The sequence below is a fragment of the Pseudomonas sp. AM8 genome (genome assembly GCF_036346475.1).
Taxonomy (GTDB): Bacteria; Pseudomonadota; Gammaproteobacteria; order Pseudomonadales; family Pseudomonadaceae; genus Aquipseudomonas; species Aquipseudomonas marginalis.
On record NZ_JAOTNX010000018.1, the window covers coordinates 30,595 to 56,421 of the forward strand.

The following is a 25,827-nucleotide window of genomic DNA, read 5'->3' on the forward strand; positions in this document are numbered from 1 at the left end:
ACGCCACAGCAAGCGGCGCCGGCGCTGTCTCGTTGAGCCACGCTTATCGCAAGTCGTCCAGAAACAAGCACGTTATTTCAACCAATACCAGGGAGGTTCATCATGAAACTACGCGCCATTTCCGCCATTTCCGCCACTTTCGCACTGGCTGCGGCTTTAGGCCTTGGCCTGAGCGCACCAGCTCGCGCCCAGGCGCCGGATCCTTGCTCGGTCTTTCTTTGCATGGCCAGCGTGTCCGGCTTCGGCACTCCGAGTCCCCAATGTGCAGCGCCAATCGCAGTCTTCCACACCATCCAGGTATGGAGTCCGGCGTTCAACCCGCCGGCCACGGCGGCGGCACGTCGGACATTTCTGATGACATGTCCAGGCGCGACCGCACCGAATCAAGCCATTCTGGAAGCCATCATCGCGCAGTGGGGCTACACACCTTGACCGGTATCGCCCGCTGACCCAGAAAGCGCTTGCTTCTGAGACTTTACGGGGATATCCGTGCGCCGCTGAAGCAGTTGAATCGGTTGCTGAGCAACGGCACCGTCTCGCACCCGCTTTCCAGCGCTTCGGGCAAGCAAAAGCCCCTCGGTTGAGGGGCTGGGGATCAGGAGTCGCACACGAAACAGGGCGTGCGCCGCCGTGGAAAGAAGACGTGCTTCCAGCACTTGCCGCTGGTGTTGCCGCCGTCGAACACCACCATCTCGTAGCGGTCGATGTTGGTGTACACAAGGTCCTGCGTAGCGACATGGCTTATGTGCAGTTTGCCCTTGTTGCGGATGTACGGCATCGCCCCAGAGGTCGTCGAGGCGGAAGCGCACCAGCGGGCGCAGCTTGGGACCGTCAACGCCGATATAGCGCTGAACGAGCTTTTGGGCCACGGCACTCAAGACCTTGACGTCGAAGTAGCGGTAGCTGGGGTCCCAGGCGGAGCCGACCAGCGCGGTGACGGTGCATGCCAGGAGCGGTTGCGCATCCTAAAGTTGTGGTCAAGCATAGTTTCGGTAAAGTGATGCAGCGCGGGCCTCACTCTGGAACAGTCATGGCTAACTATGCAAAATGCTCAAGCGCGACCCCCACCTTCGCGCACTTGTCTTAACCTACAGAGGAAGTTCGTTTTGCATACCGCCATCAAGATCGTCGCCATCAGCAGCCTTGCCTTTACGCTTGCCGCATGCGGCGGCGCCAAAGACGCCAACAAGAGCAACTTCAGCAAGGCCATCCAGGCGTACCTGGACACTCAGAAGGGTCTATGCGCTGCGATTCCTGCAAAGGGCTTGCCGTTCACCCTGGCGAATCAAGATATGTTGGGCGCTCAGAACAAGAAGCGCGCCGATGCGCTGGTCGATGCCGGGCTGCTGACGAAGCGAGACACCGAAGTCAAAGCCATGTTCGGCAACAAGATGGAGCCGGCCACCGAGTACCAAATCACTGATATCGGCAAGAAATTCCTCGTCGCCAATGGTGCGAACACGCTGGCTGGACAAGATGCCTTCTGCACCGGCAAGTACACCGTCGTGGAAGTGGACAACTTCACTGAACCCAGCGACATGATGGGCGTAAGGCTGTCGCAGGTGAACTATCGCTACAAGGTGGACGGTGCAGATGACTGGGCCAAATCGGAAGTCATGCGTGCCAATTACAAGAATTTTGCGGAACAGACTCAGGGAGACGTACAGGCCAAGGCGGCAGTCATTCTGACCAACGATGGGTGGATGCACGATCGCCTATTCAAGCGTGGATAAATAGCTCTGAATCAGTTGTCTAAAAAAAGCCCTTCATCAATGAGTGAAGGGCTTTTCTTTTGGACTACTGCATCAATGCCCGGACTGGTCCGGATGCTGCTTCACTCGGGGCATTGCCGACCGCTGGATCGCAAGTCTGACTCAGCAAGCCGCGCTATGCGGAAGGCACTGCCTCTAGCGACAGATGCGTGGTGGTGGCGGACAGCATCAGATCGTCTGCGGAGTGCAGCATGCGACTGAATACGCCGTCCTTCGGATCGAAGTACTCCGCGAAGTCGTCGCCGCCTAGTTCGTCGCGCGCCAGTTCCCACCAGTTGTCGAACGGATCGGTATCCGGGTTGCAGCCGACGGCATAGGCCAACAGCTTCACGCGTCCATCGGGGCGGCGCTCCCCGTGCTCGGCAAGGAAGTACACGCCTTGGTCCTTGACTAGGATGACGCGGCATTGGTTGGCGATCGCCTCGGTCAACACGGGGCGCAGGTCGGAGCTTTTAAATCGCAGTGACATGGTTGAAATCTCCTATGTGGAATAGAGAAAAGGCCCTCCACCCGAGTGGATGGAGAGCCTGTGGGGCACAAGGCCAGAGGGACTGAAACGCCGTGACGGAGGATTGGATCAGCCGAAGAGCCGTCTGGCTTCGGTGCGGTGCGTCATGCCGGCAGTGCCTGGCGTGGTCGAGCCGCCTTCGCGTCGATGACACTCACGTCGATCAGGCGCCAACGGCCGTCGTCGATGAGTCGCTCCAGCACTTCGCCGAGCATGTCGAAATACATCTCGTCATGCCGATCGACCAATTCGCCGTCTCGGTGCAGCTCCACCACGTAGGTATCCCCCGCGCGGTCGTACAGCACCGTCACCCGGCCCTCGAACTTCGCGGTCGAGACCGCGAAGCTGATCGCGGGGGGCGTCTCGATGATCTTGGACGGCTTCGGATCGACCCAGGAGAAATCCCGAGCGCCCGCATCGACCAGCATGTGGGTAATGCGTCGGAAGCCATCGGGCGCCGGCATTTCCTCCAGTTGCTCGATGAGCTGGCCCAGTTCCATGCACTGCGGCGTGGGGATGGGCAGCTTGGCCGGCGCGGAGCCAAGGATGTGCGTCTTGACGGTGTAGGGAACGCCGTCGGACGTCATCTCGGTGCGTATTTCCGGGGTGTCCGCGCGCAGTCCGTCGAAACGGCGCCGCGCGTAGGGTTGGACATGCACCTTGGCGCCTTCGGTTGGAACGACGGTCACCAGTTTGGGATCAAGCACAGCGAACTCGCTGGGCTTGGGCTTGACGACGATGGCGTCATCCGTCGCCACGACCACGCGCCCATCGAAGGGCATGGGATCGATGGCGAAGCCCAATGTCGAAGACTGCGGCTGATCGTCGAACACGCGGTACTTGAACGACCGCACGTTACGAGGTACATGGCCTGCGACAAGCGAAGGCATCATGGATTTGATGAGGGAACGGTCCATGGGAATCTCCTTGAGGAAGAACCAAGGGATTCCCCGCCCGCAAGGGAGAGGTCCCTTGTGGGTGGCGTGGATGGACGCGGAGGCGTCCGTGGAAAGAAACGACCAGTGCGGTTTCCCGCACTTGCAGCCTTGAAGGTCTCGGCCGCCTGGGCATGTGTCGGCAACGCCGACGAACATGGGACAAGAATGGCCTCGGAGTGAGAGTTCCGCCCGTAGGAAACGGTACTGTCTCGAACCCGCTTTCCAGCGCTGCGGGCAAGAAAAAAGCCCCTCGGTTGAGGGGCTGGGGGTCAGGCGTCGTACACGAAATAGTGCGTGCGCTGCCGTGGAAAGAAAACGTGCTTCCAACAATCGCCGCTGGTGTTGCCGCCGTCGAACACCACCATCTCGTAGCGGTCGATGTCGGTGTTCACAAGGTCCAGCGTAGCGATGTGGCGCATGTGCAGCTTGCCCTTGTCGCGCTCGAACACCAGGGCCTGGCCGATGGCATCACCCTGGCACATGGCACTGACGCAGGCCTCGAGGTGCTGCTCGAAGTCCTGGGCGCAGGGAGTCATGAGGTCCGGGAACATGAGGTTGCTCCTGTGAAAGTGAAGCAGCCCGGCGCCCTGATGGGGAGACGGGCTGGCATGGATGACGAAAAGGAGGGTTGACGCAGTGCGCGGCCGCTAGGACTCGTTCAGCGGGAGCCCCGGCAACACCGGCGCGTCGGCGTCCAGGATGAGAATGCGCACGTCGGCCTGGCCTGCGAGTTCAAGGATCTGTGCCAAGTCTTCCGGCATGCCCTTGCTCCGGTGCTCCTGCCAAAGTTGCGCGGCAGTAATACCCTCGGCGTCGTCCAGGTGCTCGTCCGTCCACGGCGTGGAGATCAGCTTGACGCCGATCGCCGGGCTGTACGGAATACGGAAGGCGATGAACAGAAATCTCTCCGGCGTGGCGAGATCCGCCAGATTCGCCAGGTAGTGCCAGGCTTCCTCGGTGATATGGTCAGTGCTGATTTCCCAACACCGGCTGTAGAAGCCGGTCTCGAAGCTCAGCCGCTGTACCACTTCCCGCGCGGCCTCAGCCGAGTAGGTATCACCGATGTGAACCGGGCGCCCGTCGAAGCCGTCGCCATGGATGCCATACACCACGGCACCAACCACGCCGTCGCCGCTGACGTCTTCAGCAGCATCACATTCGGCATCCAGTTCCTCGCTGATGGCTTCAGAGCCGTTCCTGATCAACGCGAAGTCGCTGGTGACGATGCAAGGCGATGAAATCAGGTCGTTGTCGGCAAGATGCGCTTGGCTCGCGTGGATGGTTCGCCAGACGTGCGGGCTTCCGTCCTCGTAGCTGATGGACAGCGTGCGGACGATTTTCAGATTCCAGTAGCCGCGCACAAAGGGATTGGGATTCTGGGTCATGGGATTTCTCCAGATCGGATAATGGAGCCAATACCCGTCACCGGGAATTGGACCCGGTGGATTGAAGTGGAAAAGCCGTCAGGCGGCACTGATCGATGGCTTTGGGCCAATCGGCGCTGGCTGACAGAGGAGAAATTGAGGGGCATGGCTTGGTGGCACATGTCCCTCATGGGGTAGCGAACGAAAAGGCGGTGATATGCCGGAGACCGGCTCACCAACCGCAGTAGTTCACCAGTAGGTTGGCGATGACCTTGCGGCGTTGCAGATCGAGACCGTCGAAGTCCGACAGTCCGTGGAAGTGGCAGCGCTTGAGCATGGCTCCACCCTCGTGCGCGTTGTAGAAGCTGAACATGGCGGACAGGAACATGCGTTCTCCGCTGCTCAGGACGCCGAGAGCATCGCTGGCACGCAGCATGTCGGGACGCAGATCCCACTTGCTCTTGGCCTGGTTCAGGCCTTCGCGCGTGCCGTCGCCAAACCATTGCGGGCCGGCGATCTCGACACCGCGCTTCCAGGCCTCGAAGAAGGCTTGGGGCGCGGCGGCGAAATGCTGTTGTTCTCGCGTGATCTGATCGACGATTTCCGGTGGCAAAAGCTGGTTCATCACGTGGTTCCTCCTGTTGGATTAGGGAATGGCGTCCTGAGACCAGCCGCCTCTTTCGAGGGCACGTTGGGCCGCGGCGTAACTGCGGAAGTACTCGCGGGATTCCCGAGAAACGGGACCCTCGATATCGCGTGTGCCTATGTAGTGGCCGGCGGCGCTTTGCAGAACTTCGAGCGGCAGGAACTTGCCGCAATGGATCAAGGCCAACTGGCCGAAAGAGGCTTGCTGGGACATGGACTGGCTCCTTTGAGAAGCGGGGCCTTGTCCCTCACGGGATGGCAGCTCCCGCTGGTGGTTAAAAAAAGCACCGGCATCACGAGGACGCGCGTCCGCAGACTCGATGCGATGGCGGACTGGCGGGTGACGCGGAGAGGCTCCGCGGCAGCCTGGAAACCCTGGCTGCTGGCATGGTGCTGACGGATCAGCGACACATGCGGGCAGCTTCATGTGCGAGGGGCGCCACGTCAGCCAGAAATGGACAACCGGCACAGCCCGATTGACGTGGGCTGAAATTAGATAAAGTCAATTTAAGAGCGGTACGCTAGCGCTTAGTCAATAGCACGCATGCTCTATATAAAAATATAGAATGGTAAATTAATGTTTATGAGTAATGCCAACCTCCAAAGTCCGGAGCTGCTCCATAAGACGATGGGTTGGTCTAATGCCATTCTTATTAATGGTTGGAGAGCGAACGAATGCTTAAAGTAGTTATAGTTATATGTCTTCTGGCAATGGCGGGGTGCGCAATTACTAATCCCGTAGGAGATACAGTCGATAGCCTCAAAGGAAGAAATATAGAGGAAGCCATCCCATTGGTGTCTGGAATGATGCGATCGGGATTTAAATATCCACTCATCATGTCCACTAATCACGAAACTATTACAGAGTACCTTGCAAGCTATAGTTCGCCAGACCCTGATGGATATGCAAAATTTAACTGGCAGACAGATCGCAGCTTCTATGAATCGACCAGCACAGGAAGTTACATGGATACCTCTCAAGGGCGCCCGATTCTCGTAAATACTTATCAGCCCAAGCGTATTCCTGCGGCATGCACTGTAACCTTGAAAGTTGATCGTCAAGGGGTAATCCAAAGCTCTGACGCATCAGGCTGTAGCTCTATTGTCCCAATGTCACAGGTTCTATTCGGTCAATAGTGCGCCTCATTACTTGCGGATCATTGTTAACCCTTTGATGGAGAAACTGATGAAACAAAACTCTCCCAAGTACATTCGCTTCGGCCGCAAGCTACTGGGGCGCGGCATGGGCACATGCATCATCATGGCCCTGATCACGATCATCACAATCGTCGGATTCACCTTTTTCGGCGGAGCCGTTCGCAGCCAGATCGCCAGTCCGGAGCTTAAGGTGTCCAGCAATCAGGACAGCAGCCAGTTGAGTGCAGCCGAAGGCGTAATGGAACATACGTCAGCTTCCAATAGCGGTGCCAAGTCACTCCCAGCTCTGCACGTTGTGCTTGCTTGGGAGTCGCTACTGAATGGAGAGAATTGGGAGCGCAAAAACTATCGAGCGAGACTGGACGCTTGCCGGGAATCGGGTTGGCCCACCCGCGCGCTATCTTCGGATGAGGAAGCCAGACTGGGGACCGGTGAAGTGGAGATTTTGATCGATGCACGGCGTCAGTTCGCACAGCAGACTATTTGGACGCTCGGCGCTGATGGCGATGGAGTGCAAAGTGCATGCCTCATCAGGCTTGAGAAGCACACGGACCATGGTGAGATTGAAGACGATACCGGTATGTATGAAGCGATCGACAGCGACTCACGCATTCAAGAACGTCAGAACCTACAGTCCATAGGCTGGAGACTGATGGGCGAAGAGCAGATCAAGGGTCAGCCCTGTACGCGCTGGCAGAACGACCGTCAAAGCGTCTGCACGTGGTCCGGCGGGATGAAGTGGGGCTTTACGGAATCGCCTGGCGATGCGGTTGGCTGTACCGTGGACGGCGCAGGTACCTACCTGGACGCCATCCCGCTGGAAGCCCAGCCACTTGAGGGGGGAAGCGGCTGCCGTATGCAGGTCAAGTCTTTCAGCCTTGGCGAAGGGCTGCTTCCCTCAAACGAGCCGGGCGAAGAAGCAAGGGACCAGGAGCGCTGAGGATGAATGCGCTGTGCTTGGCGCCGCGTTGTGCTCTAGCCGCTTCTTCTGTTCCGGTCGCAACGTTGATCGGCCCTACAGTGCTGCCGCCATCGAACCTGGACGTCATCGTGACCTTGCTGTATTTCGGCGAATCACGCGGCTTCAAGGTCGAGAGGTTGCCAGGCTAGGCTCACGGCCTCGATGCCGCTGTACACACTGCCGTAGAGCAGCGGCGTGTTACGCGGCGTATCGCAGCGTTGGGGATTCATGTCGGTTCTCCTGTTCGTATGGCCCAGTGCACTTCAGTGGGCCGGGACGTTGATGGGCAGGAGAAAGGCGCCGAAGGCCGCAGGCCTTCGGCTCGGGAGGAAAGAAGAAGCCACCCGTGGGCTGATTGGCAGGCCCGGCCGTCGCAAGAACCGTCTGCTGTCAGCAATCACACCCGGCCCATGTCGTGGCTGGGGCCGGCATTGTCTGGCGCACATCCGCGCACAAAGGGAGCCCGTTTTTGCGCCGGCGGGCACCGGCACCGAATACCGCTGACCGCAAGGGGTCTCCCGATGGCTTGCGTGAGTGGGCAAGCCATCGGGGGACCCTTCGCGATGGGCGGAAGAAACGCAGATCAGCAGAGCGCGCGTGGCGCGATTCGTGGAGAAATAACCTTCAGGTCCCGCGGCCGGGGACGGCTGGGCGGGACGCGCACACGGATCAAGAAGGCGTTGCGCGCTGGGCGTCCCGCAGGGCGTGCGGGACACGAGCCACGCCGCCGACGGCGAGCACGGCTCACGGGGGAACGGGGTCGGTCAGGAGCCTTTGCGGCCACCACGGCGCGGGCGTGAGGCTGCACGCTTGGACGTGCCGGATTCGATTGGCAGCGTGCCTTTGCAGTCGGGGTAGCGACTGCACGACCAGAACGGGCCGCTTTTGCCGCTGCGCTGGCGGGTAGGTGCGCCACACTGCGGGCATGCCGGCCCTTGGGGAACCTTAATGGACAGGGACGCGCTACCGTACTGCGCGATCAACTGTGAAATCCATGCGGCCTGCTTGCCGATGAACACGTCCAGCGTGAGCTGGCCGGCTTCGATCATGTCGAGTGCCTGTTCCCAGACAGCGGTGGTGCCCGGATCGGCAATTGCCGCCGGCACCGCGCCGATCAGGGTGAAGGCTGCCTCCGAAGCGCGGATGGCGCGCCCCTTTTTCACGAGGTAGCCACGTGCGATCAGGCCGCCGATGATGTTGGCCCGTGTCGCTTCGGTACCGATGCCGACCGTATCCTTGAGCTTCTGTTTCAAGCGCGGATCCGAGACCAGCTTGGCAACGCCTTTCATGGACTTGACCAACTCGCCCTGCGTGTAGGGACGAGGTGGCAACGTCTTGAGCGCCTTCAGATCGACACCGGCCACTTGGCACGCCAGGCCCTTGCGCAGCGCGGGCAGCACTTGGCTGCGCGCAGCGGCATCGCCTTCCTCATCTGGCTGAGGCTCAGCCAGAACCAGGCGCCAGCCCTTGACCATGACCTGCTTGCCGGTCGCTGCCAGTTTCTGCTGGCCGCAGGAGAAGTTCGCCACGGTGCGGTCGAACTCGTGATGCGGAAGGAACTGTGCCAGGTAATGCGCCCGGATGAGCCTGTACACCGCCAGCTCCTTCTCACTCATATCCGAAAGGTTTGCCGGTTCGAGCGTCGGGATGATGCCGTGGTGCGCTGACACCTTCGCGTCGTTCCAGGCACGCGAGCGCACGGAGCGGTCGAGCTGGTCCATGATCGGTCGCAGCGAGGGATCGGTCTTGAGCAGGCTGTCGAGGACCGTGGGCACCTCGGCGAACATGCTTTCGGGTAGGTAGCCGGAATCCGAACGGGGGTACGTGGTGGCTTTGTGCGTCTCGTACAGAGCCTGGGCGATGTCCAAGGTGTCCTGCACGTCCAGCCCAAGCTGCTTGGAGCACACCTCCTGCAAAGTGCCCAGGTCGAACGGCAGCGGCGGACCTTCCCGCACGCGCTCGGTTTCGACTGAGATGATCTGGGCGCTGCCGACTACGCGGATCTGCTGCGCGGCCTGCTGTGCCACCGGCTGCTGCAGGCAGCGGCCCGCGTCGTCGGAGCAGGCCTCGGGAGCAACCCATTGTGCGGTGAAAGTCTGGCTGCTTGCAGACAGGGACACGTCGATGGCCCAGAAGGGTATGGAAACGAAGGCAGCGATCTCCCGGTCGCGGTCCACCACGAGCTTAAGGGTCGGAGTCTGGACGCGGCCGACCGACAACACTCCGTCGTAACCTGCCTGCCGTCCCAGCACCGTGAACAACCGGCTGAGGTTCATGCCGACGAGCCAATCCGCCCGAGAGCGCGCCAGCGCCGAGTAGTACATCGGCAGCGTCTCGGCCGATGGCCGAAGCTTGCCGAGCGCGGTGCGAATGGACGTATCGTTGAGGGCTGACAGCCAGAGCCGTTCTATAGGTCCGCGATAGCCGCACAGGTCGATAATTTCGCGAGCGATGAGTTCGCCCTCGCGATCGGCATCGGTGGCGATAACGAGATGGGTTGTCTTAGCCAGGAGGGCTTTGACGACTTTGAATTGCGTGGCGGTCTTCGGTTTGACCTCGACCCTCCATTGCTCGGGAATGATGGGCAACTGTTCGATGGACCAGCGCTTGAGCTGCTCGTCATAGGCCTCGGGCGGTGCCGCTTCGACGAGATGGCCGATGCACCAGGTGACGGTGACGTCGGCCCCATAAAGGCAACCTTCACCGCGTTGTGTGGCGCCGAGAATCCGGCCAATGTCTTTGCCCTGGGAGGGCTTCTCGCACAAGAACAGCCGCATGCCCGTCCGCTCGATTTCCGTGGTTCATTGAGTTGTTGGAATCGAGGATGCCGAGCGCTGCCAAGAGCAGCAGCAAACAAGCCGCATGCTGCGGCGATCGCTTTCACGGAGGATGAAATCGCTTTGGAGAAAGACGCGTAGCCGGAAGTGCGCGGGTAGGGAGCCGAGGTATACGGGAGGGCGTGGACTTCGGTGGACGTAGGTGGAGCTATCCCCTGGGGATAATTTGTGGCGAGCGGAGGAGGGCGGAGCACTGCGGCGTTCGCCCTCCATGCTGGGTCATTTCCTACGCTTCGCCTCTTTCGGCGCAGTCGTTTCCTGGGCGGCTTGGGGCTTCGGCTCTGCCTCCTGGGGCTTCGGGCTAAGGGCCACGGACTCAATGCGGTACGGCAGGATGCCGACGCTGCGCGCGTTGATCTGCCAGGTTTCGCGTGGCTGATCCTCGTTGTCCGTCCAAGATTCACGCTCCATGCGGCCGACGACCAGCACGCGCATGCCTTTCTGGTAAAGATCCTTCCAGTGCTCGGCATCGCGGTGCCAGAGTTCCACGGGTGCCCAAAAGCCTCCGCGATCCTCGAAAGAACCGTCCTTCTTGGGAACGGGGTTGTCGAAATAGACGTTCAGGCGCAGGAGGCGGCTGGGCTCGTCGTTGCCATTGGGGAATTCGCGATACTCCGGTGGCGAGCCGATGTTGCCTTCGCCAGAAAAATGCGTGCTCATGATGCAATCTCCGTGGTGGTTGAAATGCCCGTGCCTCTTCGGCCCCAGGCGCGTGCAGGAATGCCGGGCGCAGTCATCGATCGCGCATCGCGGCAGGGAGGGACGTGAGCCGGCGCAGATAGGCGGCATCCGCTTCGTCGGCCTTGCTGGCGCATTCCTGCGCTTGCCTGCCCAGCGTGTGCAGCAGGCTGATCTGCATGTTCAACGTGATGCGCTGAAGCTCGATCGCGTGCAGATCGGCCAATAGGTTGACCGGCGTGCTGGTGCTGGCTATCAGCTCCTGCCACAGCGCCACGCCCATCGCCGACCTGTCGTGCCTGCGCCAGCGAAGAAAGGTGGTGCCTGCACCAGTGGTCTGCTGGGCCAGTTCGATGGAAAGCAGGTGGAATGGATGCCCACATGCCTGTGGCAGCACCTGCCGCTGCGCCAGGGCAATTAACTCGTCGCGCATGGCGAAGCACTGGTTGGCCCAGGCCTCGAAGTCCCCTTTACCTTTAAAAGGCTTTAAAAGGCCTTTTAGAGAGGCCGCGTGTTCCAGCCGCATGAAGGCTGGCTGTTCCAGACCACGGAAGTAGCGCGGTTCGCGGTTCGGGTCGCTCATGCCTGTTCGTCCTCGACGGTGCTGGCCTCGGCCGGATCGGCGGCAGTGCTTTCGTCGGTGGGAGGTGCGGCTGCGGCAGCGCTATCACCGCGCTGTTGGAGCCCGCGGCGCACGATGGGCGGCGAAAACTTCGAGCGTCGTGTGCCTTCGAGTACGTCTTGCGGCAGCTCGCCGAATTTTTCCAGCGCGACCCGCGCCGCCGCATTCTTGGCCGCGAGATCATCCCGAGTGCAGCCCGAGTAGCGGTATTGCTGTGCCAGGCTGAACAGGCTGCGCAGCGCATGCGCACCCTCGTTGAGCCAGCGCTCCAGCGTGCTGCGGTCGATGAGTGCGGTGTGATGGGCAAGGATCAGCTTGCGGGCGATGTCGTCGTAATCGGCCAGGAGATAGACCGCGGCAAAGCCGAGCTGGGCGTTGACGAAGAGGGGCAATTTAACCGGCTGCACGTTGAGGTTCTCGCCTAGGCTCAATGCGGCGGGGACGCCTGCCAATGCCTGATCCACCTGTTCGCGCAGCGATTGCAGCGTGGTCTTGGTCTGGTCGAGTTTTTCCTCGATGCGCAGCATCCACCAATCGCTGTATGGGTCGTCCTGCTCCGAGCCGCGCTTCATCTTGTTCATCACGGCGATGTAGCCGTTCAGGCCGACGATGCCCGGTCGCCCCTCGGCGGCAGCGCGGCCATGCCAAATGCGGGATGCGTGATGGGTATGCAGCGTCAGCGACATCGCGCTGCGCAACGAGCCGAGATTCAATTGCAAAGGTTCATTGGTTGCCATGGTGTGTCCGCTCGCTTTGGGAAAAGGAGCAGCCAGCATTGGCATGCGGCGGAAGGCCGTCAGTCAACAAACCGAAATCGGCCAAGCCCCGGTTTAGGGCGTGGCCGCTACGAGCGGCGCGAGCTATCCCCAGGGGATAGCTCCATCGAGCGCCACTGGATGCTGCTCGCTGAGGCTGCTCGGATACGCGCGATCCGTGCATGACCTCCGATGGCGGCGCTGTGCCTGCCTGTTGTGCTGCCCTTCGGAATGGCCAATTATCCCCAGGGGATAGCTCCATGGCGCGCCAAGGAGCGCTGTTCGCTAAGGACAGGTCGCACACATATGATCCTGTGCATGGCACCCCGATGCCTGCCCCATATCTGCTCGGCGTCCTGTACGTCCGTGCGGCTATCCCCAGGGGATAGCGCTACTGACCGCCATGGGCATCTGCTTCATGACCTGCGGCTCGAAAAGTCAGGCCTTGCCCAGAAGGCCGCGTAGCCGTTCGATGTGCTGCCGAGCCACTTCGGTCGGAACCACGTTGCGTGGCGAATCTGGTGGTCCATCGTACGCAGCGGCAGGCGTCGTTGGTGCCGATCCCGCTTGCTTGGCCGATGCGTTGAACTCGCCCCGGATGGCGCGCTGGATGATGCCGAACAAATACCCTGCTGGGTTGCGAATGGCCGAGCCTCGACAGCGGTCTGCCCATTCGTCCAGCACGGCTTGCCTCAGTGGCGCATCGACTTGCTGTAACGCCACCAGCGCGCCGGCCTGCTGCTCTTCCTTCAGACTCAGGAATCGATCGGGCATGCGAACACCCGGCATCGCGCGCACGTGCCCACGCTCACGCTCACGCTCACGCACGGTAGTACGTACTTCATTAATACTTTTACTACGTACAGTACGGTCCTGATTCGGATTCCGAAGAGAGCCGTCCGGCGCAGGTTTCAGCCCTGCTTCGGATTCCGAAGAGTGCTGTTCGCCATTCCGAAGAAGGCTCGAAACCCCTTCTTCGGAATTGTGGGTAGCGTCTTCTTGTGGATAACTCTCGGATGCAGCGATGCCCTGTTGGGCCAGGCGTTCGGCAAGCACCTGCAGCCGCGACGGCAACGTGCGGCCAGACAGCAGCGGGTCTTCCGCGATTTCCTTAAGGGTGTTGAGTCCCACCATCTGCACGGCCTTCGCGGAATGGCCCAGTGACTGGCTGACCAGCTCCAGATAGTCGGCGTCAAGCTGCATAGCCTCGAACGGGGTCAAGGGCTCATCGTGCAGCACATAGAGGTTGCCGAGGATGCGTCCGGTCTTGGGGTCGCGGCGCCTGCGCACGAGGCTCAACCAGCGTGTCAGGCGCAACAGCGTCAAGGCGCGTGCCACGGTCTCGTGGGAGGCTTGTCCGGCACAGGGTGTCGACGCGAGCCATGGCCGAAGTTGCTCGTACGTCGGAAACGCGGTGACGCCATCCTCGTTGAGCATCATCCGGAACACTTGCCACGCATTACGCTCCAGTGGCGTCAGGCGTCGATCGAGGAACAGCCGCCGCGGTACGCTTTCGTGCCGATTGCCGCTGAACAGGAAACCGTCCCCGGACTTAGGCTTAGGCGCAGGCTCGCTGGGTTTGGGCGTAAGGTCTTTCAGCGCGCTGTCGAACAGATCGGCGAGGGCTACGGGGCCTTGGCGTGGTGCTCGCGGAGCTGCGTCATCCACGGCCATGGGTCATCCCAATCCTTGGTCGATCCAGTTCTTGATCGCGGCCCACACCACCGACAGCGGCAGTGACATGGCTTCTGCCAAATCCATGGCCGCATCGAGAATCGAGGTATCGTCCTCCAGATTGACGTTTCTGCTGCTGGTCAGGGCCTTCCACTGCCGCCACAGCTCCGTGTCCTGTGCTTCATCTAAAACGGCATGGCGCCCTTTGCGCTTGGGCAGGCCAAGGACTTCGCGGCGAAGGGCGACCTCCTGATGGGTCAGGCCGTAGAAGCGGCTTACCATTTCTGTACTTGCTGCTAGCCTGAGCATGCGATCAACCGTGGCGATTTCCTTCTCCACTTCCTGTGCCTGCTTTAGCAGCCGAAGGAGCACTTCGCGGTTGACTGTCACGGAACACCACGAGACGCTGGCGTTTGCCAGTACGCTGATCAGCACCGGGTGCTTGAGCGCATCCAACTCTTCCTCCCCGAACCCCATGGATTTGCAACGACGCAATTGCCCATTGCGCAGGTCATAGAGTGCTTGGGCGATGACGGCTTGGTTGAGGGGGTGTGGTGCAGACATGCTGGCTTTCCTCGTTCAAGAATCGGGAGCCGTGGCACCGGCTTCCAGATCCAGCAGGCGCCGGGCCAGCCGCAGCAACCGGAATAGCTTGACCAGCGCGGTATCGCTCAATCGCCTGGTGACATCGCCTTGACCATGTAGCAGTGCCGGCAGATCGGTGACGAGTTGCCCGTTGAGATCAGCATCGACCGGCTGCTGACCGGCCAGAGACCCCAGCAGTGCCAGCACGGCGTATCCAAGCGGCAAAGCAGCCTGGCCGCGGGCGCGGCATGCGAACCCGATGCCGTCGGGGCGGTCTTCGATGAACTCGACCAAATTCGCCTCGCCAGCGATTTCGCGCGCGAACTGTGCGATATGGATGCGCAGCCGGTCGGGTGCTTCCAGGCCGGGGTCGATGTACCAGACGTCGGAGATGGGATAGAGGCCACCGGCTTGCACCGGGATGGACTGCAATACGCTGGCTGAGAAGTCGGGCGGTAGCGCATCGCCTAACTCGTCCGCGATCATCCGCTGGATGGACTGGAGCCGCTCTGTAGTCGGTGCCGGCGAGACGATATGGTCTTGCAGTCGCTCCGCATCCTCTGTCGCAGGTGGGGCCGCAGATGCTTCGCCACCGGCCGTATCATTCTCGTGTGTGATGCGGTCGCCAGCTGACCGCGCTGTAGGTGGCGAAGGCCTATCGGTGGTCGGCGCTGGTCCGACGGGCGGCCGCGCGATGGCTCCATGCTCAGGCAATGCGGGCGGTGCCGACGGCAGAGTTGGGTCGCTGACCAGCGCACGGTAGCGGCTCTCGGATTCGTTCAGGTCCAGTGCCAGCACGTCGTAATTGACGCCCAGCAGTTCTGACATCTGACCGATCAGCTCGTCCTGTACCCGCTGCGGGGCGAATTCGTCGGCCTGGGTATCGAATTGCGACAGCACCTCTTGAAAGAAGTCGTCGAAATCCAATGGAAGGGAGCGGCCTTTGGCGTAGTACTCCCAGGTGCGCTCGCAGGCTTTGCGCATGACCGACAGCCGCTCGACCTGATGGCGGCCCAGGCCGCCATAGAGCACGGTCGGAATCGCGGGCAGCAGGTAGCGCACCGCATCGGCCATGCGGCTGATGTGCGACTGCTGTACGGGGTAGCCGTCGGCGACCAGGCGGCGGGCCAGTTCGGACTGGCTCAGCGTGGCACCGCTTTCCTCTTCATAGAACTCGCGGGCTTTTTCGACGCCCAAGGCGCGCTCGATGAACGTGAGGCCACCGCGCAGCTCGTTCTCGGCGAGGTGGCCGGTCAGTGCGACGATTTCTCCGCGTGCAGGCCAGGGCCGGAACAGGCACGATATGCGGAAGAAGCGCTCGTCCTTCGTCTCTGTCCAGAGTTCACGCAGGATCGCGAGGCGCGTGTTGCCACCGTTACGAATGATGTAGTGCCCGTCGCCCGGACGGCGCGTGATGGCCGGTGCCGCATCCAGGCCGCGTTCGCGGATGGACGCCTTGATTTCATCGTAGGCCGAGTTGCGCTTTTTGCGGGGGTCGTGATCGTAAGGCCGCAACTGGTCCAACGTCACAACCATCGGTGTGTCGGTGATCGGGTCGCTCAAGGTCGTGACCGATGGACCGCTGCGCTCGAACCCGGCTGCAAGCAGCTTGCCGGCCATGTCCTGGGAGGTCATCTCAGCCATGGTCGCATCCCTCGGCGTTGGCGGCCCGGGCCATGCGGGCCTCGCGCTCGGCACGGCGGATCTGCGCCCGGGCGTTGAGAGTCGCCCGGTAATCGCTTGCGGTTGAGCTGGTGTAGATAGCGGAGCAGCCGGCCTTGGTGAACTTGAGGTGTCCGCCCGGTGTGCGCTTGACGTGCCAGCCTTCGCCGATCGCAAATTCGATCAGGGTGCGCAGTCGCTTGTGGCCGCGAGCCAGTTCATGTGCGTTCGCCATGAGGCCTCCCAGCTTTAAGAGGATATGATGGACGACCGGATACGTGGACAAATCTGTCTTGCCACTCAGGAAACAGTTCGCCGGCGAGCGCGCGCATGGTGTCGAGCGCAGCGGGCGCAACTCTGCCCGGTGGCTGGCGATGCTCGACACGATGCACCGGCAGACCACGGGTCGCGGCGCGCGGATAGGCTTCAATGGCCGGCACGTCGGTGCCAAGCACGCGGATGTCCGCATGGTCTTGGAACAGATCACGCAAGGCCTGCTGGATTAGCCGCGCGTTAGCGGACACGGGGTGGACGCGGTTGATCAGCAGGTTCAGCGGCGGTGGTTCGATGCCGAGGTGTCGGTACGGCGCGATGTCCTCCAGCAACTGCATGGTGCCGCGCCGTAGCTCGCGGGCTGCAAGTATTTCGGGCGTGACCGGAGACAGCGCCAAATTGGAGGCCAGCACCGCCATCTCCAGCAGCACGGAGCGTGCGCCCTGGGTGTCGATCAACGCCAGGTCGTAGAACGGCGCCAGCATCGGCAGCAGGTGCCGCAGCCGCAGGCGCCCATCTGGTGCATGTAAAAGCAAGGTGTTCAGTTCGCCCCGAGGGTCGTTAGAGAGCACCAGGTCGAGGCCCGCGATGATCGTGCGCGAAATGAGCCGGCCCAGGTCGCGCTCGTTGAATGCCAACAACTCGTAGATGCCGCTGGGGGCGCGGTGGACCAATTCGTAGTAAGAGGACAGCGTTGGCTGCACGTCCAGGTCGAGCAGCAGGACGCGCAGCCCCGCATCCGCGGCGAGCCCGCCGAGGTTGGCGGCTGTGGTCGTTTTGCCAACGCCGCCCTTGGTCGAGATGATGGATACAACCTGCATGGCGCTCTCCGTCTAACGGATAGGAAAATCCGAAGAGGGGAGCGGATCAGGTCCGGTTATTGAGGCGTTCGGCGATCCACTGGTCGATCTCGACCGAGTCCCAGCCCACCGCCCGTACGCCGAGGCGCAGCGCCTGCGGGAACTGATGCTTCTTCATCAGGTTGTAGATGTGAGCGCGCTTGAAACCAGACTTCGCTTCGACTTCACTGAGCCGCAGGATGCGGCGCTCGTTCGGTTGCAGTAGCGGTGTTTGCAACATGGTGGTCACTCCTGAACGCTAAGTGGCGTTTGTTGGCGTGAGCCCTATTCAATAGACGTGGCTGCGGAAAGACATCGCAAATGCAATCTCCGCGATTGCGCATACATGTTGGAAATCGCCACGCGACTGCGCTACGGACATCCTTCTGGACATTGGCGAACTCGTCGCCTTGGTTGCCCCACCAAGGGCCGTTGTGTCGTTATGCATGTGCCTAAAACGTGGACGGACAAGCCCTGGCAACTGCAACAGGTAGTCCTTTCCTGCTCGGTGTGCGAGACTTGAACAGTTGCCGGCCCGTCGACCTACGAGTAAAAAGCCCGCTCGATATCGGTGCTCACGGTGCCAGCGTCATGAGGGGCGGCAAGTCCATCAAGACCGATTCGATATGGTCTGATATCGCCACGGTTTTACAGGGCGCGCTGGCTTGCTCACGGCTCTGTTAACCATAGAGAAATTCAAGCATGTCATGCTTGATTCGGCATCTTGATATATCAACATAGCATCCAGCGGGAATGCGCTATGGCCTGCTTCAGGCAACTGCGTGTTGCACCCAATCAGACGCCATCCGACCGGGCGATGCGGACGAGCGGCCCAGATATCATCTTCTACCTGCTCTGCGAATTGAGTGCTCCTGGCGACTGCTTAGCCGCCTTGCTTGCGCTCGACCGACTGCGTACTACACTTTTTATTCATGTAAAAATATGGAGGCTGTTATGTCTTCTTCGAATAATGATCGCAATAGAACTGACCTAGGCGCTTCCCCCAATGCCAAAAATCCGAATGGGCCAGGACGCCCCATGCCTGAGGATGAAATCCCTTTCCAGGCAGATGTATGGAGAGAAAATGGGCGCGTCATCGGCGCTAATTTCAGGGGGCAGGTCGACGCATATTCGCGCGCAACGGGGTTGCATTCGAGATGTTGCCAGATGGTCTAATTGAACGAGTGCTCCCGCCTGTGCTTGGTGAGGAGTTGAAGCGAACACTCTTCAATACGGGGGATCGCATGCTTGACAACATGCTTGGGGAGTGCCGGGCTAAATTTTCCGACCGCAATCCATTGGTGCGTCGCGAAGCTCTGGAGAGGCTGTGGGACGCGTGGGAACGCCTTAAATCACTCGCTGACCCGAGCGACAAAAAGCGCTCGGTCAAGATCATCCTCGATGCCGTCACTTCTGTTCCGTTGTTACGCAATAGACTGGAGACAGAAGCGACAGAACTGAACTCCATTGGAAACAGTCACCTCATTCGGCATTCGGAGATCGGCCAGGTGCCGGTGATCGATGAGGACCAGGTTGACTACCTGTTTCACCGCCTGTTCGCCATGATTCAGCTGATGCTGAAAAAAAGTAGAAGTATGAACTCCTGTATGTTGCGCGACGATGCCGACGTTCCCGGCGGGCGAGGAACCACGACAGCAAAGCGTCTAGTACTTGACCACTATTGAGGCCTCCCAAGAAGAATTATGCGGTTTGATTATCTAGCAGCATTTCCCATCCCGGCTCACGTACTTCCCCCAAGGCTACGCGGCCTGCTGGAGCCTGTCGGTTTGTCGCCAGACCAAGTCGTGGAGGTGGCTTCCCGCTCCAAATATTGATCTACAGACTTCCACTGGCATCTGTAGGTCGTTGAAAAGAGGAGCTTAGGCTCCTTTTTTCCCATCCGGCGATTTGATCGAACTGCCAATCGTCGTGCCGTAACGGCTCCACCGCAAGTAAATGCCTGTTCCGGCTTCTTCAGCAAAGATTGAACGAGCGCAGCGCTGAAAAATGCCTGAGCGCAATTATCCGTTTTCGGCACAAATGCCAGATGGTCTCGATAGCGGAATAGATATTGCGTGCGTTCCATTTTGACAGAGCCATGTGCACAACAGGAAACAGGACAAGCGGATGAACAACAATAATTCAAGCGTGGACAATGCCATGCTGGCATCGGACCTGACTTCCTCGATTCGCCGCTATTACACCCACGACATCGATCAGCACGCACAGAATTTGGGTGGTTGGCAGCTAAGATATGATCAGTTGACGTCGGGTCGCTTCGACGGGGAGTTGATCGAGTTTCGCGCTGGCTGGATGCAACTTGTGCGCGACCGCTCTAATCAGTCCATGCTCAAGAGCGGTTCGGCCTGGAGTGGTGCGATAACCTTCAGCGTACCGCTCACTTCTCGAGGGTCGGTGTTCTGTGCCGGGCATCCGATTCAGGAGCAGAGCCTGCTGGTCGCTCATGGTGAACACCTGCCCGATCTGCGGACCCCACAGCTTTGGATTTGCTCACTGTGGCGTTTGAAACCAAAGCACTTGAGCATGTGCTTGAGTGCTAGGGTGCCCAGTTTCGAATTACCGATCTTCCCAAGTGTTACCGTTTGGGTATGTCTTCGGTGCAGGCTGAGCTTGCAGCCCTGTTCGATGAGCTGGCCGCCAGCGATGACAGCCTGTTGGAGTACGAGGCGATCCGACATGGCATCCGTGATGCCGTGATGGTGCAACTGTTGGAGCTGGTTGCACCGGATCAGGCGCCGCCGCTCAATCCGACCGCGCGCAAACGCATGGTTGATCGCGCCCGGGAATACGCGCTGGGTCATCTGGACGAGCCGTTGTCGATTCTCGATCTGTGCAACCACATCGGCGCCAGCCGGCGTAAACTTCAATACTGTTTTCAGGAAACCCTGGGTATCAATTCGGTTGCTTATTTGAGGGCGTTGCGCCTAGAGCTGCGCGATAGTGTTGATTTGCACGGTGTACAGGAAGCGGCACGCTGGGGTTTCTGGCATTTGAGTCGATTTTCCAGTGATTATCGCAATCTTTTCGGTGAGTCGCCTTCGCAGACCTTGCATCGTCGTTAACTGTGCTGAAATCGGCTAACCCGCCGACCGATACGGTTACTAGGATGACCCACTTGATTGGGAGGGGCATCCGATGATTCACAATAACTATTCGAATATCAGTCGCGTGACTGCTTTAACGTTGGGTTTGTTCGGTGTGTGTGCTGCTGTGCAGGCCACTGAAAACGGGGCGCCTACCACTGCGGTTGGGGTTTATGACTTCGGCGCCGGAATGATGCCGCCCGCCACACCTTTCGGCACTCTAGGCCTGCGTACATTTTATTTTTCGAGCAATGTGCAGAAGGACCGACAAGGCGCTCCCTGGATAATCATTTTTCCCTGGATGTGCTGTCGATCGGTGTCGCTTACCTGCGCATGACCGACCAGACTGTGCTGGGCGCCAAATACGGCTTCGGTGCTGTTGTGCCGTTCTTCCAGATGGACGCCTCCCTTCAGGTGCCGACGCCGGGCGGTCCTTTGAAGCTGTCGGCCGATCCGTCTATGTCGCGCAATCCGATTGCCGCCTACACCCACCGCGGCGGATTCCGGCTCGGTGCAGAAGTGGCGTTCAAGGACTTTCTCTGGGAAGCCCTCTACGACCCGGCCCCGGGTGTAGACATGATCACCACCGCCGACAACCTGGCCCGGCGGCATGGTCTGAGTCGCGAAGCGGTGGATCGCTTCGCCCTCGACAGCCATCAACGGGCGCTGCAGGCCCAGATTGACGGCTGGTTTGAACCGGAACTCGTGGCGCTCGGCAATGAGCGCTTTGAACTGGCCGGTTATCAGCCACGGAATATTCAGTTACAACGTGGTGTGGACAGCGTGACATGTGATAGCCACCCGCGGCCCACCGATCTGGACAGCTTGCGCCGGTTGCGGGCGGTGCATGCCGGTGGGGTGCAAACGGCCGGAAACACTTGCGCGGTGGTCGATGGTGCAGCCGCCGCGCTGGTCGGGCGAGCTTCTGCGGCCCGCTGTCCGGTGTTGGCTCATTTGCTGGTCAGTGCCGTGGTGGGCGTGGCACCGGAATTCATGGGTATAGGGCCGGCGCCGGCCATTCAGCTGTTACTGCAACGCAGCGGGCTGGCCCTTGGCGACATCGGTCTGCTGGAAATCAACGAGGGTCCAGGCGGCTCAAGTGCTGGCCGTGGCGCAGGTGCTGGAACTGGACGGCGACCGGCTAAACCGGCGGGGCGGCTCCATCGCCCTGGGACATCCTTTGGCGGCCACGGGTTTGCGCCTGGTGCTGACCCTGGCCAGGCAACTTCGTGAGGGTAATCTGCGTTATGGCATCGCCGCCGCGTGTGTCGGGGGCAGGCATGGCACTGCTGATCGAGAACCCTGCGTATCAAGGCTGACGCAAAAAAACCGAGGGTTTTGCCGCCGTCAGCCCAATCCTAGCGTCACTGTCTTGCGTTACTATGCAGGCCCACCTTTCTGGAAGTTGCCTGGATGAGTAAGCCCGGTCAAACGGTGCTGGTCGCGTTGCGCAAGATGATCGCCTCGGGCGAACTGGCGGCTGGCGAGCGGTTGATGGAAATTCCCACTGCGGAGTTGTTCGGGGTTTCGCGGATGCCGGTGCGCATGGCGTTCCGCACGCTGGAGCAGGAAGGCTTGCTGGAGCGTTTTGGCGGTCGCGGATGTCAGGTGCGTTCGGTCAGTCCCAATGACATTGCCGGCGCGGTTGAAGTGCGGGGAGTGCTCGAAGGCCTCGCGGCGCGCCAGACCGCCGAGCGAGGGTTGTCGGACGAAGCCCGGGCGACCCTCGAGTTGTGCCTGGCGCAGGGTGATCAGCTGTTCGACAAGGGTTTTGTGACCATCAAGGATCTTGAGGTCTATCACGACCTCAACATGCGGTTTCATGAGGTGATCGTCGAAGGCAGCCATAACCCGGCAATTGCCGACGCACTGGCGCGCAACGATCACTTGCCCTTTGCTTCGGTGACCGCCCTGGCCGTGGACCGCAACGATATGGTGCGGGAATATCGACGCTTCAACTACGCCCACATGCAACACCATTCGGTCTTCGATGCTCTGGTCAATCGCCAGGGCGCGCGTGCCGAAGCCATCATGCGCGAGCACGCCAACGCCACGTTGCGCTACGCCGAGATCTTCGGCTCGGCGGCGGCAGATGAGCGGATAAAGGTCATTCTCCGCTCGGAATAGGCGTGACGTGCTAGATATCCAGCACCAGCAGCGGCGTCTTCGAGCGCGAGCAGCAAGGGGTGAATTGGTCGTTGAGCGCATGCTCCTCCTCAGTGAGGAACAGGTCACGGTGCTCCGGCACGCCTTCCAGCACACGGGTCAGGCAGGTGCCGCAGATCCCCTGTTCGCAGGACATGGGAATCTCGATACCGTGGCTTTCCAGGACCTGCAGCACACTCCTGTCGGCCGGTATGTCAAAGACCTCGCCGGTGCTGCCAACCTTGACCGAGAATTCGCCATCACCTACCGTGTCCACGGGCGCAGCCGCGAAATATTCGCGATGCACATGGTCGTCTTGCCAGCCGTGCCTGCGGGCGCTGTCCAGTACATGCTGCATAAATCCAGTGGGACCACACACATAGAGATGCACGCCGTCATCGGGTGCGCCCAGGACCGTGTCGATATCCATTGCCGTTTCGGGCTGCTGATCCAGATGCAGAAATACTCGATCGGCAAACGGTGACTGTTGCAGGCGTTCGACAAACGCCGCACGCTCCAGAGCCCGCGCGCAATAGTGCAGTTCGAATGGTGCGCCGCTGTGAGCCAGGCGTTCAGCCATGCACAGAATTGGCGTAATACCGATACCGCCAGCGAAGAGCAGGCTGCGTTTAGCTGCGTGGGCCAGGGGGAACAGGTTGCGCGGCTCGCTGATTACCAGTTGCGTGCCGGTCCCGATGAGCTCGTGCATGGCTTTTGAGCCTCCACGGGATGCCGGGTCTTTGAGCACTCCAATCTGGTAGCGGTAGCGTTCCTCCGGGTGATTGCACAAGGAGTATTGCCGAACCACTCCGTCGGGCAGGTGCACGTCGATATGCGCGCCTGCGCTGAACGGGGGCAGGGGAGCGCCGTCGGCACTGGCCAGTTCATAGATGCAGATGTCCTGAGCTTCAAGGCGCCGCGAGACCACCGTGACTTCGATCATGCCACGAACTCCTGTGTAGCGCGCTCTTGGGCAATCAGGCGCTCGATGATCTTGCGTGACTGAACACCGCCTGCATCGATATTGAGTTTGAGCAAATGACGCGTTGGGTGCGCGAGCAGATTCTGTTGCTGACGCTCAAGCATTTCCAGATCTTCCCTGAATATCTTGCCCTGGCCTTCGCGGATATTTGCGGTGAGGGCTCCTGCGGGTTGAAGTTGCGCGCCATGCCCCAGAAATACCAGATTGAAGTCTCGGTTTGCGGCGTAATGAAATCCACAACGATGCTTGAAGCCTTGACGCACGGATCGGCGTGATAACCGCCGTGGCCGGCGTGCGCCACACCCACTTCGATCAATACATGGCTCGGTGGCGTAAAGCGGCAGATTTGCCAGCGGTCCACCGGCACATCGTCGGCCAGGTTGTTGCCGCGCAGGGCCATGCGCCAGAAAGGCGGAGCCATGACGTTTTGCATGTGTCTGGCGGTAATCACCTCGTCATTTTCGACAGTGGTAATCGGCGGTGCTTCGTCGATTTCCTTCTGGCCGATGCTCGAAGCGTGCACCTAGGTTTCGTGGGTCAGGTCCATGAGGTTGTCGATCATCAATCGGTAGTCGCACTGGATATTAAACAGACCACCGCCGTAGGCCCAGTTGTCGCTGACAGCCCAATCCAGGTGGGGGATCAGGGTCGGATCCGCCTGTGCCTGATCACCCGGCCAGACCCAGACACAAATCCATACCGCTCGACCAAGGCAAAGGTCTTGTTGCATGGAAAGCCCCGTACCCGCTGACCCGGCATGTCGACTGTGTTGCCATTACCTCCCATCACCAGGCCGTGGTAACCGCAGACCAGATTGCCGTTTTCCACATACCCCAACGACAGCGGCGCCCCCCGGTGCGGGCAGAAGTCCTCGACAGCGACGACTTTGCCTTCCTGGCCCCGATAAAAAACCATCTTTTCAGCACATATCTGGCGACCCAGAGGCTTATCGGCGAGCTCATCGGGCGTGCAGGCGACATACCAGGTGTTCTTGGGGTACATGAGTATTCTCCAGCTTGATTTTTTATTATTTAGTGGATCCATTGGCTGCGAGTATAAGTCTATATGTCAAATAAATTTAATGAATTTGATTATTTATGGATCCATTAATAACGAATTATCACCGATTTAAGGTAGGTGTAATCATCGATGAACGCGCTGCCGAACTCGCGGCCAACCCCCCAAGATTTAATGCCGCCGAACGGCACCGCCGGGTCGAGCAGGGCGTGCATATTCACCCATACCGTGCCGGCCTCGATCCTCGGGATCATACGCAGGGCTTTGGATAAATCGTTGGTCCAAAGGCTTGCGCTCAAGCCATAGGGTCCGCTGTTCATCAGGTCGAGTAATTCGTCTTCAGTGTCGTAGGCGAAGAAGGTGGCGATCGGACCGAAGGTTTCTTCGTTGAGCAGCGTGTCGTTAACGGTGTTGGCCAGGATCACAGTCGGTTCAACGTAGTAACCCGGCCCATCGATCAAGTGGCCACCGCAGACGATGGTGTTGTTCTCTGCACGGGCTCGATCAAAAAAAGCGCCGAGTTTTTGTTGATGCTGACGGTTGGTCAGCGGCCCAAATTCTGTCCGCTCATTCAATGGCGAGCCGATTTTCAAGCTTCTCAAACGCTGGGCAAGTTTTTCCATCATTGGTTCGATCTGCGAGCGGTGAGCGAAGAAGGGCTCGGCCGCAGCACAGATCTGGCCACTGTGCAGGAACCCGGCTTCAATGATGCCGTTGACAGCCTTGTCCAAGTCGACATCGCGCAGGAACCCGGCCGAGTTTTTACCGCCCAGTTCAAGCGTCGCCCTTGTCAATCCTGCGCCCATGGCACTGCGGCCAACGGCGAATAATCTCGTCGTCACCTTGGCTACCCACGAAGTACAGATCAAAGGATTGTTTCTGAGTTTGAAGGTCTTTCACTCGAACGATACCGGCGGTGCAACTGTCTTGAACAAAAACGGCTAATCGCCCTGTGCCTTTCAGAGTAGTGGTTGCGCCAGAGCCCGCCGCAGATGGCGGGCCAGATGATATTTGGATGACTTTCTCATTGGGATAGAGGCGAGCAAAGGCTTGGTCATAGGCCCTTTGGTAAGCAAGCGCTTTATCGATACGCTGTCGCCCGGCCCGTACCTGCAGTTCTGCGTAGCGTCGACGCTCTTCAGCCGATTTGGCTTCTATACCAAGCTCGGTCAGAGGGTCCAGGCCTGGCGAATAGATCCCGCGAGGGCCATTCATCAACGTTTGATATCGGGTCCACTCTTGGGGTGTTAATCCCCACTCACGGGCGAGTTCTGTCTGGCTGGCAGCTTGAGATGAGTTTTGGGTTGC

Annotated in this window: 26 protein-coding genes and 7 pseudogenes; 9 read left to right on the top strand and 24 right to left on the bottom strand. The window is 60.0% G+C overall.

Going from position 1 to position 25,827, the window contains the following annotated elements:
- Positions 1–102: 102 nt before the first annotated feature.
- Positions 103–432, top strand: coding sequence for a hypothetical protein (locus V3W40_RS31040; RefSeq protein WP_330208476.1), 330 nt, complete (start codon positions 103–105; stop codon positions 430–432).
- 163 nt (positions 433–595) lie between these two features.
- Here V3W40_RS31040 and V3W40_RS31045 read toward each other — a convergent pair whose 3' ends face one another.
- Both V3W40_RS31045 and V3W40_RS31050 read right to left on the bottom strand, forming a co-directional pair.
- Positions 596–769 (bottom strand): uridylate kinase, encoded by a 174-nt coding sequence (locus V3W40_RS31045; protein ID WP_442962884.1) that lies wholly within the window; start codon positions 767–769, stop codon positions 596–598.
- Positions 752–962 (bottom strand): annotated as a pseudogene (locus tag V3W40_RS31050) (DUF3577 domain-containing protein); the annotation flags it as partial. The pseudogene V3W40_RS31050 and the gene V3W40_RS31045, both read right to left, overlap by 18 nt.
- Positions 963–1,106: 144 nt before the next feature.
- On the opposite strand from V3W40_RS31050, the gene V3W40_RS31055 reads away from it, so the two are divergent.
- Positions 1,107–1,733 carry a hypothetical protein gene (locus V3W40_RS31055; RefSeq protein WP_330208478.1) on the top strand — a complete coding sequence of 209 codons (627 nt, stop codon included), beginning with the start codon at positions 1,107–1,109 and terminating at the stop codon, positions 1,731–1,733.
- 154 nt (positions 1,734–1,887) lie between these two features.
- Here the strand turns inward: V3W40_RS31055 and V3W40_RS31060 are convergent, their stop codons facing one another.
- From V3W40_RS31060 to V3W40_RS31085, 6 genes are all read right to left on the bottom strand, one after another.
- A complete protein-coding gene (locus tag V3W40_RS31060) occupies positions 1,888–2,241 on the bottom strand; it encodes a DUF3085 domain-containing protein (protein WP_330216301.1) in 354 nt (117 codons plus the stop codon).
- Between the two features lie 143 nt (positions 2,242–2,384).
- Entirely contained in the window at positions 2,385–3,197 is an 813-nt protein-coding gene (locus V3W40_RS31065) for a GTPase (protein ID WP_330216302.1), read from the bottom strand.
- A gap of 290 nt (positions 3,198–3,487) precedes the next feature.
- On the bottom strand, positions 3,488–3,769 hold the full coding sequence (locus V3W40_RS31070; protein ID WP_330208481.1) for a uridylate kinase: 282 nt from the start codon (positions 3,767–3,769) through the stop codon (positions 3,488–3,490).
- Positions 3,770–3,865: 96 nt separating this feature from the next.
- Positions 3,866–4,603: a DUF5983 family protein gene (locus V3W40_RS31075; protein WP_330208482.1), complete on the bottom strand. Its 738-nt coding sequence runs from the start codon at positions 4,601–4,603 to the stop codon at positions 3,866–3,868.
- A 211-nt stretch (positions 4,604–4,814) separates the two neighbouring features.
- Positions 4,815–5,207, bottom strand: a complete 393-nt coding sequence (locus V3W40_RS31080; RefSeq protein ID WP_330208483.1) for a hypothetical protein — start codon at positions 5,205–5,207, stop codon at positions 4,815–4,817.
- Between the two features lie 21 nt (positions 5,208–5,228).
- Positions 5,229–5,441: a hypothetical protein gene (locus V3W40_RS31085; protein ID WP_330208484.1), complete on the bottom strand. Its 213-nt coding sequence runs from the start codon at positions 5,439–5,441 to the stop codon at positions 5,229–5,231.
- Between the two features lie 461 nt (positions 5,442–5,902).
- Here V3W40_RS31085 and V3W40_RS31090 point away from each other — a divergent pair, with 461 nt between their 5' ends.
- Together V3W40_RS31090 and V3W40_RS31095 are read left to right on the top strand one after the other, a co-directional pair.
- Positions 5,903–6,364, top strand: a complete 462-nt coding sequence (locus V3W40_RS31090; protein ID WP_330208485.1) for a hypothetical protein — start codon at positions 5,903–5,905, stop codon at positions 6,362–6,364.
- Between the two features lie 49 nt (positions 6,365–6,413).
- Positions 6,414–7,325, top strand: coding sequence for a hypothetical protein (locus V3W40_RS31095; RefSeq protein WP_330216303.1), 912 nt, complete (start codon positions 6,414–6,416; stop codon positions 7,323–7,325).
- Positions 7,326–8,110: 785 nt separating this feature from the next.
- Here the strand turns inward: V3W40_RS31095 and V3W40_RS31100 are convergent.
- The 10 genes from V3W40_RS31100 to V3W40_RS31145 all read right to left on the bottom strand — a co-directional run bounded on the left by V3W40_RS31100 (position 8,111) and on the right by V3W40_RS31145 (position 17,512).
- A complete protein-coding gene (locus tag V3W40_RS31100) occupies positions 8,111–10,123 on the bottom strand; it encodes a DNA topoisomerase III (protein ID WP_330208487.1) in 2,013 nt (670 codons plus the stop codon).
- Between the two features lie 279 nt (positions 10,124–10,402).
- Complete coding sequence (locus V3W40_RS31105) at positions 10,403–10,843, bottom strand: single-stranded DNA-binding protein (RefSeq protein ID WP_058396080.1); 441 nt, start codon at positions 10,841–10,843, stop codon at positions 10,403–10,405.
- A gap of 73 nt (positions 10,844–10,916) precedes the next feature.
- Positions 10,917–11,444 carry a DUF3158 family protein gene (locus tag V3W40_RS31110; protein ID WP_330208488.1) on the bottom strand — a complete coding sequence of 176 codons (528 nt, stop codon included), beginning with the start codon at positions 11,442–11,444 and terminating at the stop codon, positions 10,917–10,919.
- On the bottom strand, positions 11,441–12,220 hold the full coding sequence (locus V3W40_RS31115) for a PFL_4669 family integrating conjugative element protein (RefSeq protein ID WP_330208489.1): 780 nt from the start codon (positions 12,218–12,220) through the stop codon (positions 11,441–11,443). The genes V3W40_RS31110 and V3W40_RS31115 overlap by 4 nt, the downstream gene beginning before the upstream one ends.
- A 456-nt stretch (positions 12,221–12,676) precedes the next feature.
- Entirely contained in the window at positions 12,677–13,912 is a 1,236-nt protein-coding gene (locus V3W40_RS31120; protein WP_330216304.1) for an STY4528 family pathogenicity island replication protein, read from the bottom strand.
- A gap of 3 nt (positions 13,913–13,915) precedes the next feature.
- Complete coding sequence (locus V3W40_RS31125; RefSeq protein ID WP_159933946.1) at positions 13,916–14,476, bottom strand: DUF2857 domain-containing protein; 561 nt, start codon at positions 14,474–14,476, stop codon at positions 13,916–13,918.
- 15 nt (positions 14,477–14,491) lie between these two features.
- Positions 14,492–16,141, bottom strand: coding sequence for a ParB family protein (locus V3W40_RS31130; RefSeq protein ID WP_330216305.1), 1,650 nt, complete (start codon positions 16,139–16,141; stop codon positions 14,492–14,494).
- Positions 16,134–16,394: a hypothetical protein gene (locus V3W40_RS31135; RefSeq protein ID WP_330208492.1), complete on the bottom strand. Its 261-nt coding sequence runs from the start codon at positions 16,392–16,394 to the stop codon at positions 16,134–16,136. Before V3W40_RS31135 ends, V3W40_RS31130 begins: the two co-directional genes overlap by 8 nt.
- Positions 16,378–17,253: a ParA family protein gene (locus V3W40_RS31140; protein ID WP_330208493.1), complete on the bottom strand. Its 876-nt coding sequence runs from the start codon at positions 17,251–17,253 to the stop codon at positions 16,378–16,380. The genes V3W40_RS31135 and V3W40_RS31140 overlap by 17 nt, the downstream gene beginning before the upstream one ends.
- 46 nt (positions 17,254–17,299) lie before the next feature.
- A complete protein-coding gene (locus V3W40_RS31145) occupies positions 17,300–17,512 on the bottom strand; it encodes an AlpA family transcriptional regulator (RefSeq protein ID WP_330208494.1) in 213 nt (70 codons plus the stop codon).
- Positions 17,513–18,515: 1,003 nt separating this feature from the next.
- Here V3W40_RS31145 and V3W40_RS31150 point away from each other — a divergent pair.
- The 5 genes and pseudogenes from V3W40_RS31150 to V3W40_RS31170 all read left to right on the top strand — a co-directional run bounded on the left by V3W40_RS31150 (position 18,516) and on the right by V3W40_RS31170 (position 22,502).
- A complete protein-coding gene (locus tag V3W40_RS31150) occupies positions 18,516–18,956 on the top strand; it encodes a hypothetical protein (protein WP_330216306.1) in 441 nt (146 codons plus the stop codon).
- 442 nt (positions 18,957–19,398) lie between these two features.
- A pseudogene (locus V3W40_RS31155) lies at positions 19,399–20,354 on the top strand (helix-turn-helix domain-containing protein).
- A 73-nt stretch (positions 20,355–20,427) separates the two neighbouring features.
- Positions 20,428–20,831, top strand: a pseudogene (locus V3W40_RS31160) (transporter); the annotation flags it as partial.
- Positions 20,823–21,694 (top strand): annotated as a pseudogene (locus tag V3W40_RS31165) (thiolase family protein); the annotation flags it as partial. The pseudogenes V3W40_RS31160 and V3W40_RS31165, both read left to right, overlap by 9 nt.
- A 94-nt stretch (positions 21,695–21,788) precedes the next feature.
- Complete coding sequence (locus V3W40_RS31170) at positions 21,789–22,502, top strand: GntR family transcriptional regulator (protein ID WP_330216307.1); 714 nt, start codon at positions 21,789–21,791, stop codon at positions 22,500–22,502.
- A 10-nt stretch (positions 22,503–22,512) separates the two neighbouring features.
- Here the strand turns inward: V3W40_RS31170 and V3W40_RS31175 are convergent, their stop codons facing one another.
- The 6 genes and pseudogenes from V3W40_RS31175 to V3W40_RS31190 form a co-directional block, all read right to left on the bottom strand.
- Positions 22,513–23,463 (bottom strand): PDR/VanB family oxidoreductase, encoded by a 951-nt coding sequence (locus V3W40_RS31175; protein WP_330216308.1) that lies wholly within the window; start codon positions 23,461–23,463, stop codon positions 22,513–22,515.
- Positions 23,460–24,025 (bottom strand): annotated as a pseudogene (locus V3W40_RS34995) (hypothetical protein). Before V3W40_RS34995 ends, V3W40_RS31175 begins: the two are co-directional and overlap by 4 nt.
- Complete coding sequence (locus V3W40_RS35000; protein WP_442962886.1) at positions 24,026–24,232, bottom strand: hypothetical protein; 207 nt, start codon at positions 24,230–24,232, stop codon at positions 24,026–24,028. It abuts the pseudogene before it with no gap.
- On the bottom strand, positions 24,145–24,546 hold the full coding sequence (locus V3W40_RS35005) for a Rieske 2Fe-2S domain-containing protein (RefSeq protein WP_442962879.1): 402 nt from the start codon (positions 24,544–24,546) through the stop codon (positions 24,145–24,147). Before V3W40_RS35005 ends, V3W40_RS35000 begins: the two co-directional genes overlap by 88 nt.
- Positions 24,547–24,608: 62 nt before the next feature.
- Positions 24,609–25,355 (bottom strand): annotated as a pseudogene (locus V3W40_RS31185) (aldehyde dehydrogenase family protein); the annotation flags it as partial.
- Positions 25,336–25,794: pseudogene (locus V3W40_RS31190) on the bottom strand (TIGR03759 family integrating conjugative element protein); the annotation flags it as partial. The pseudogenes V3W40_RS31185 and V3W40_RS31190, both read right to left, overlap by 20 nt.
- Positions 25,795–25,827: the final 33 nt, after the last annotated feature.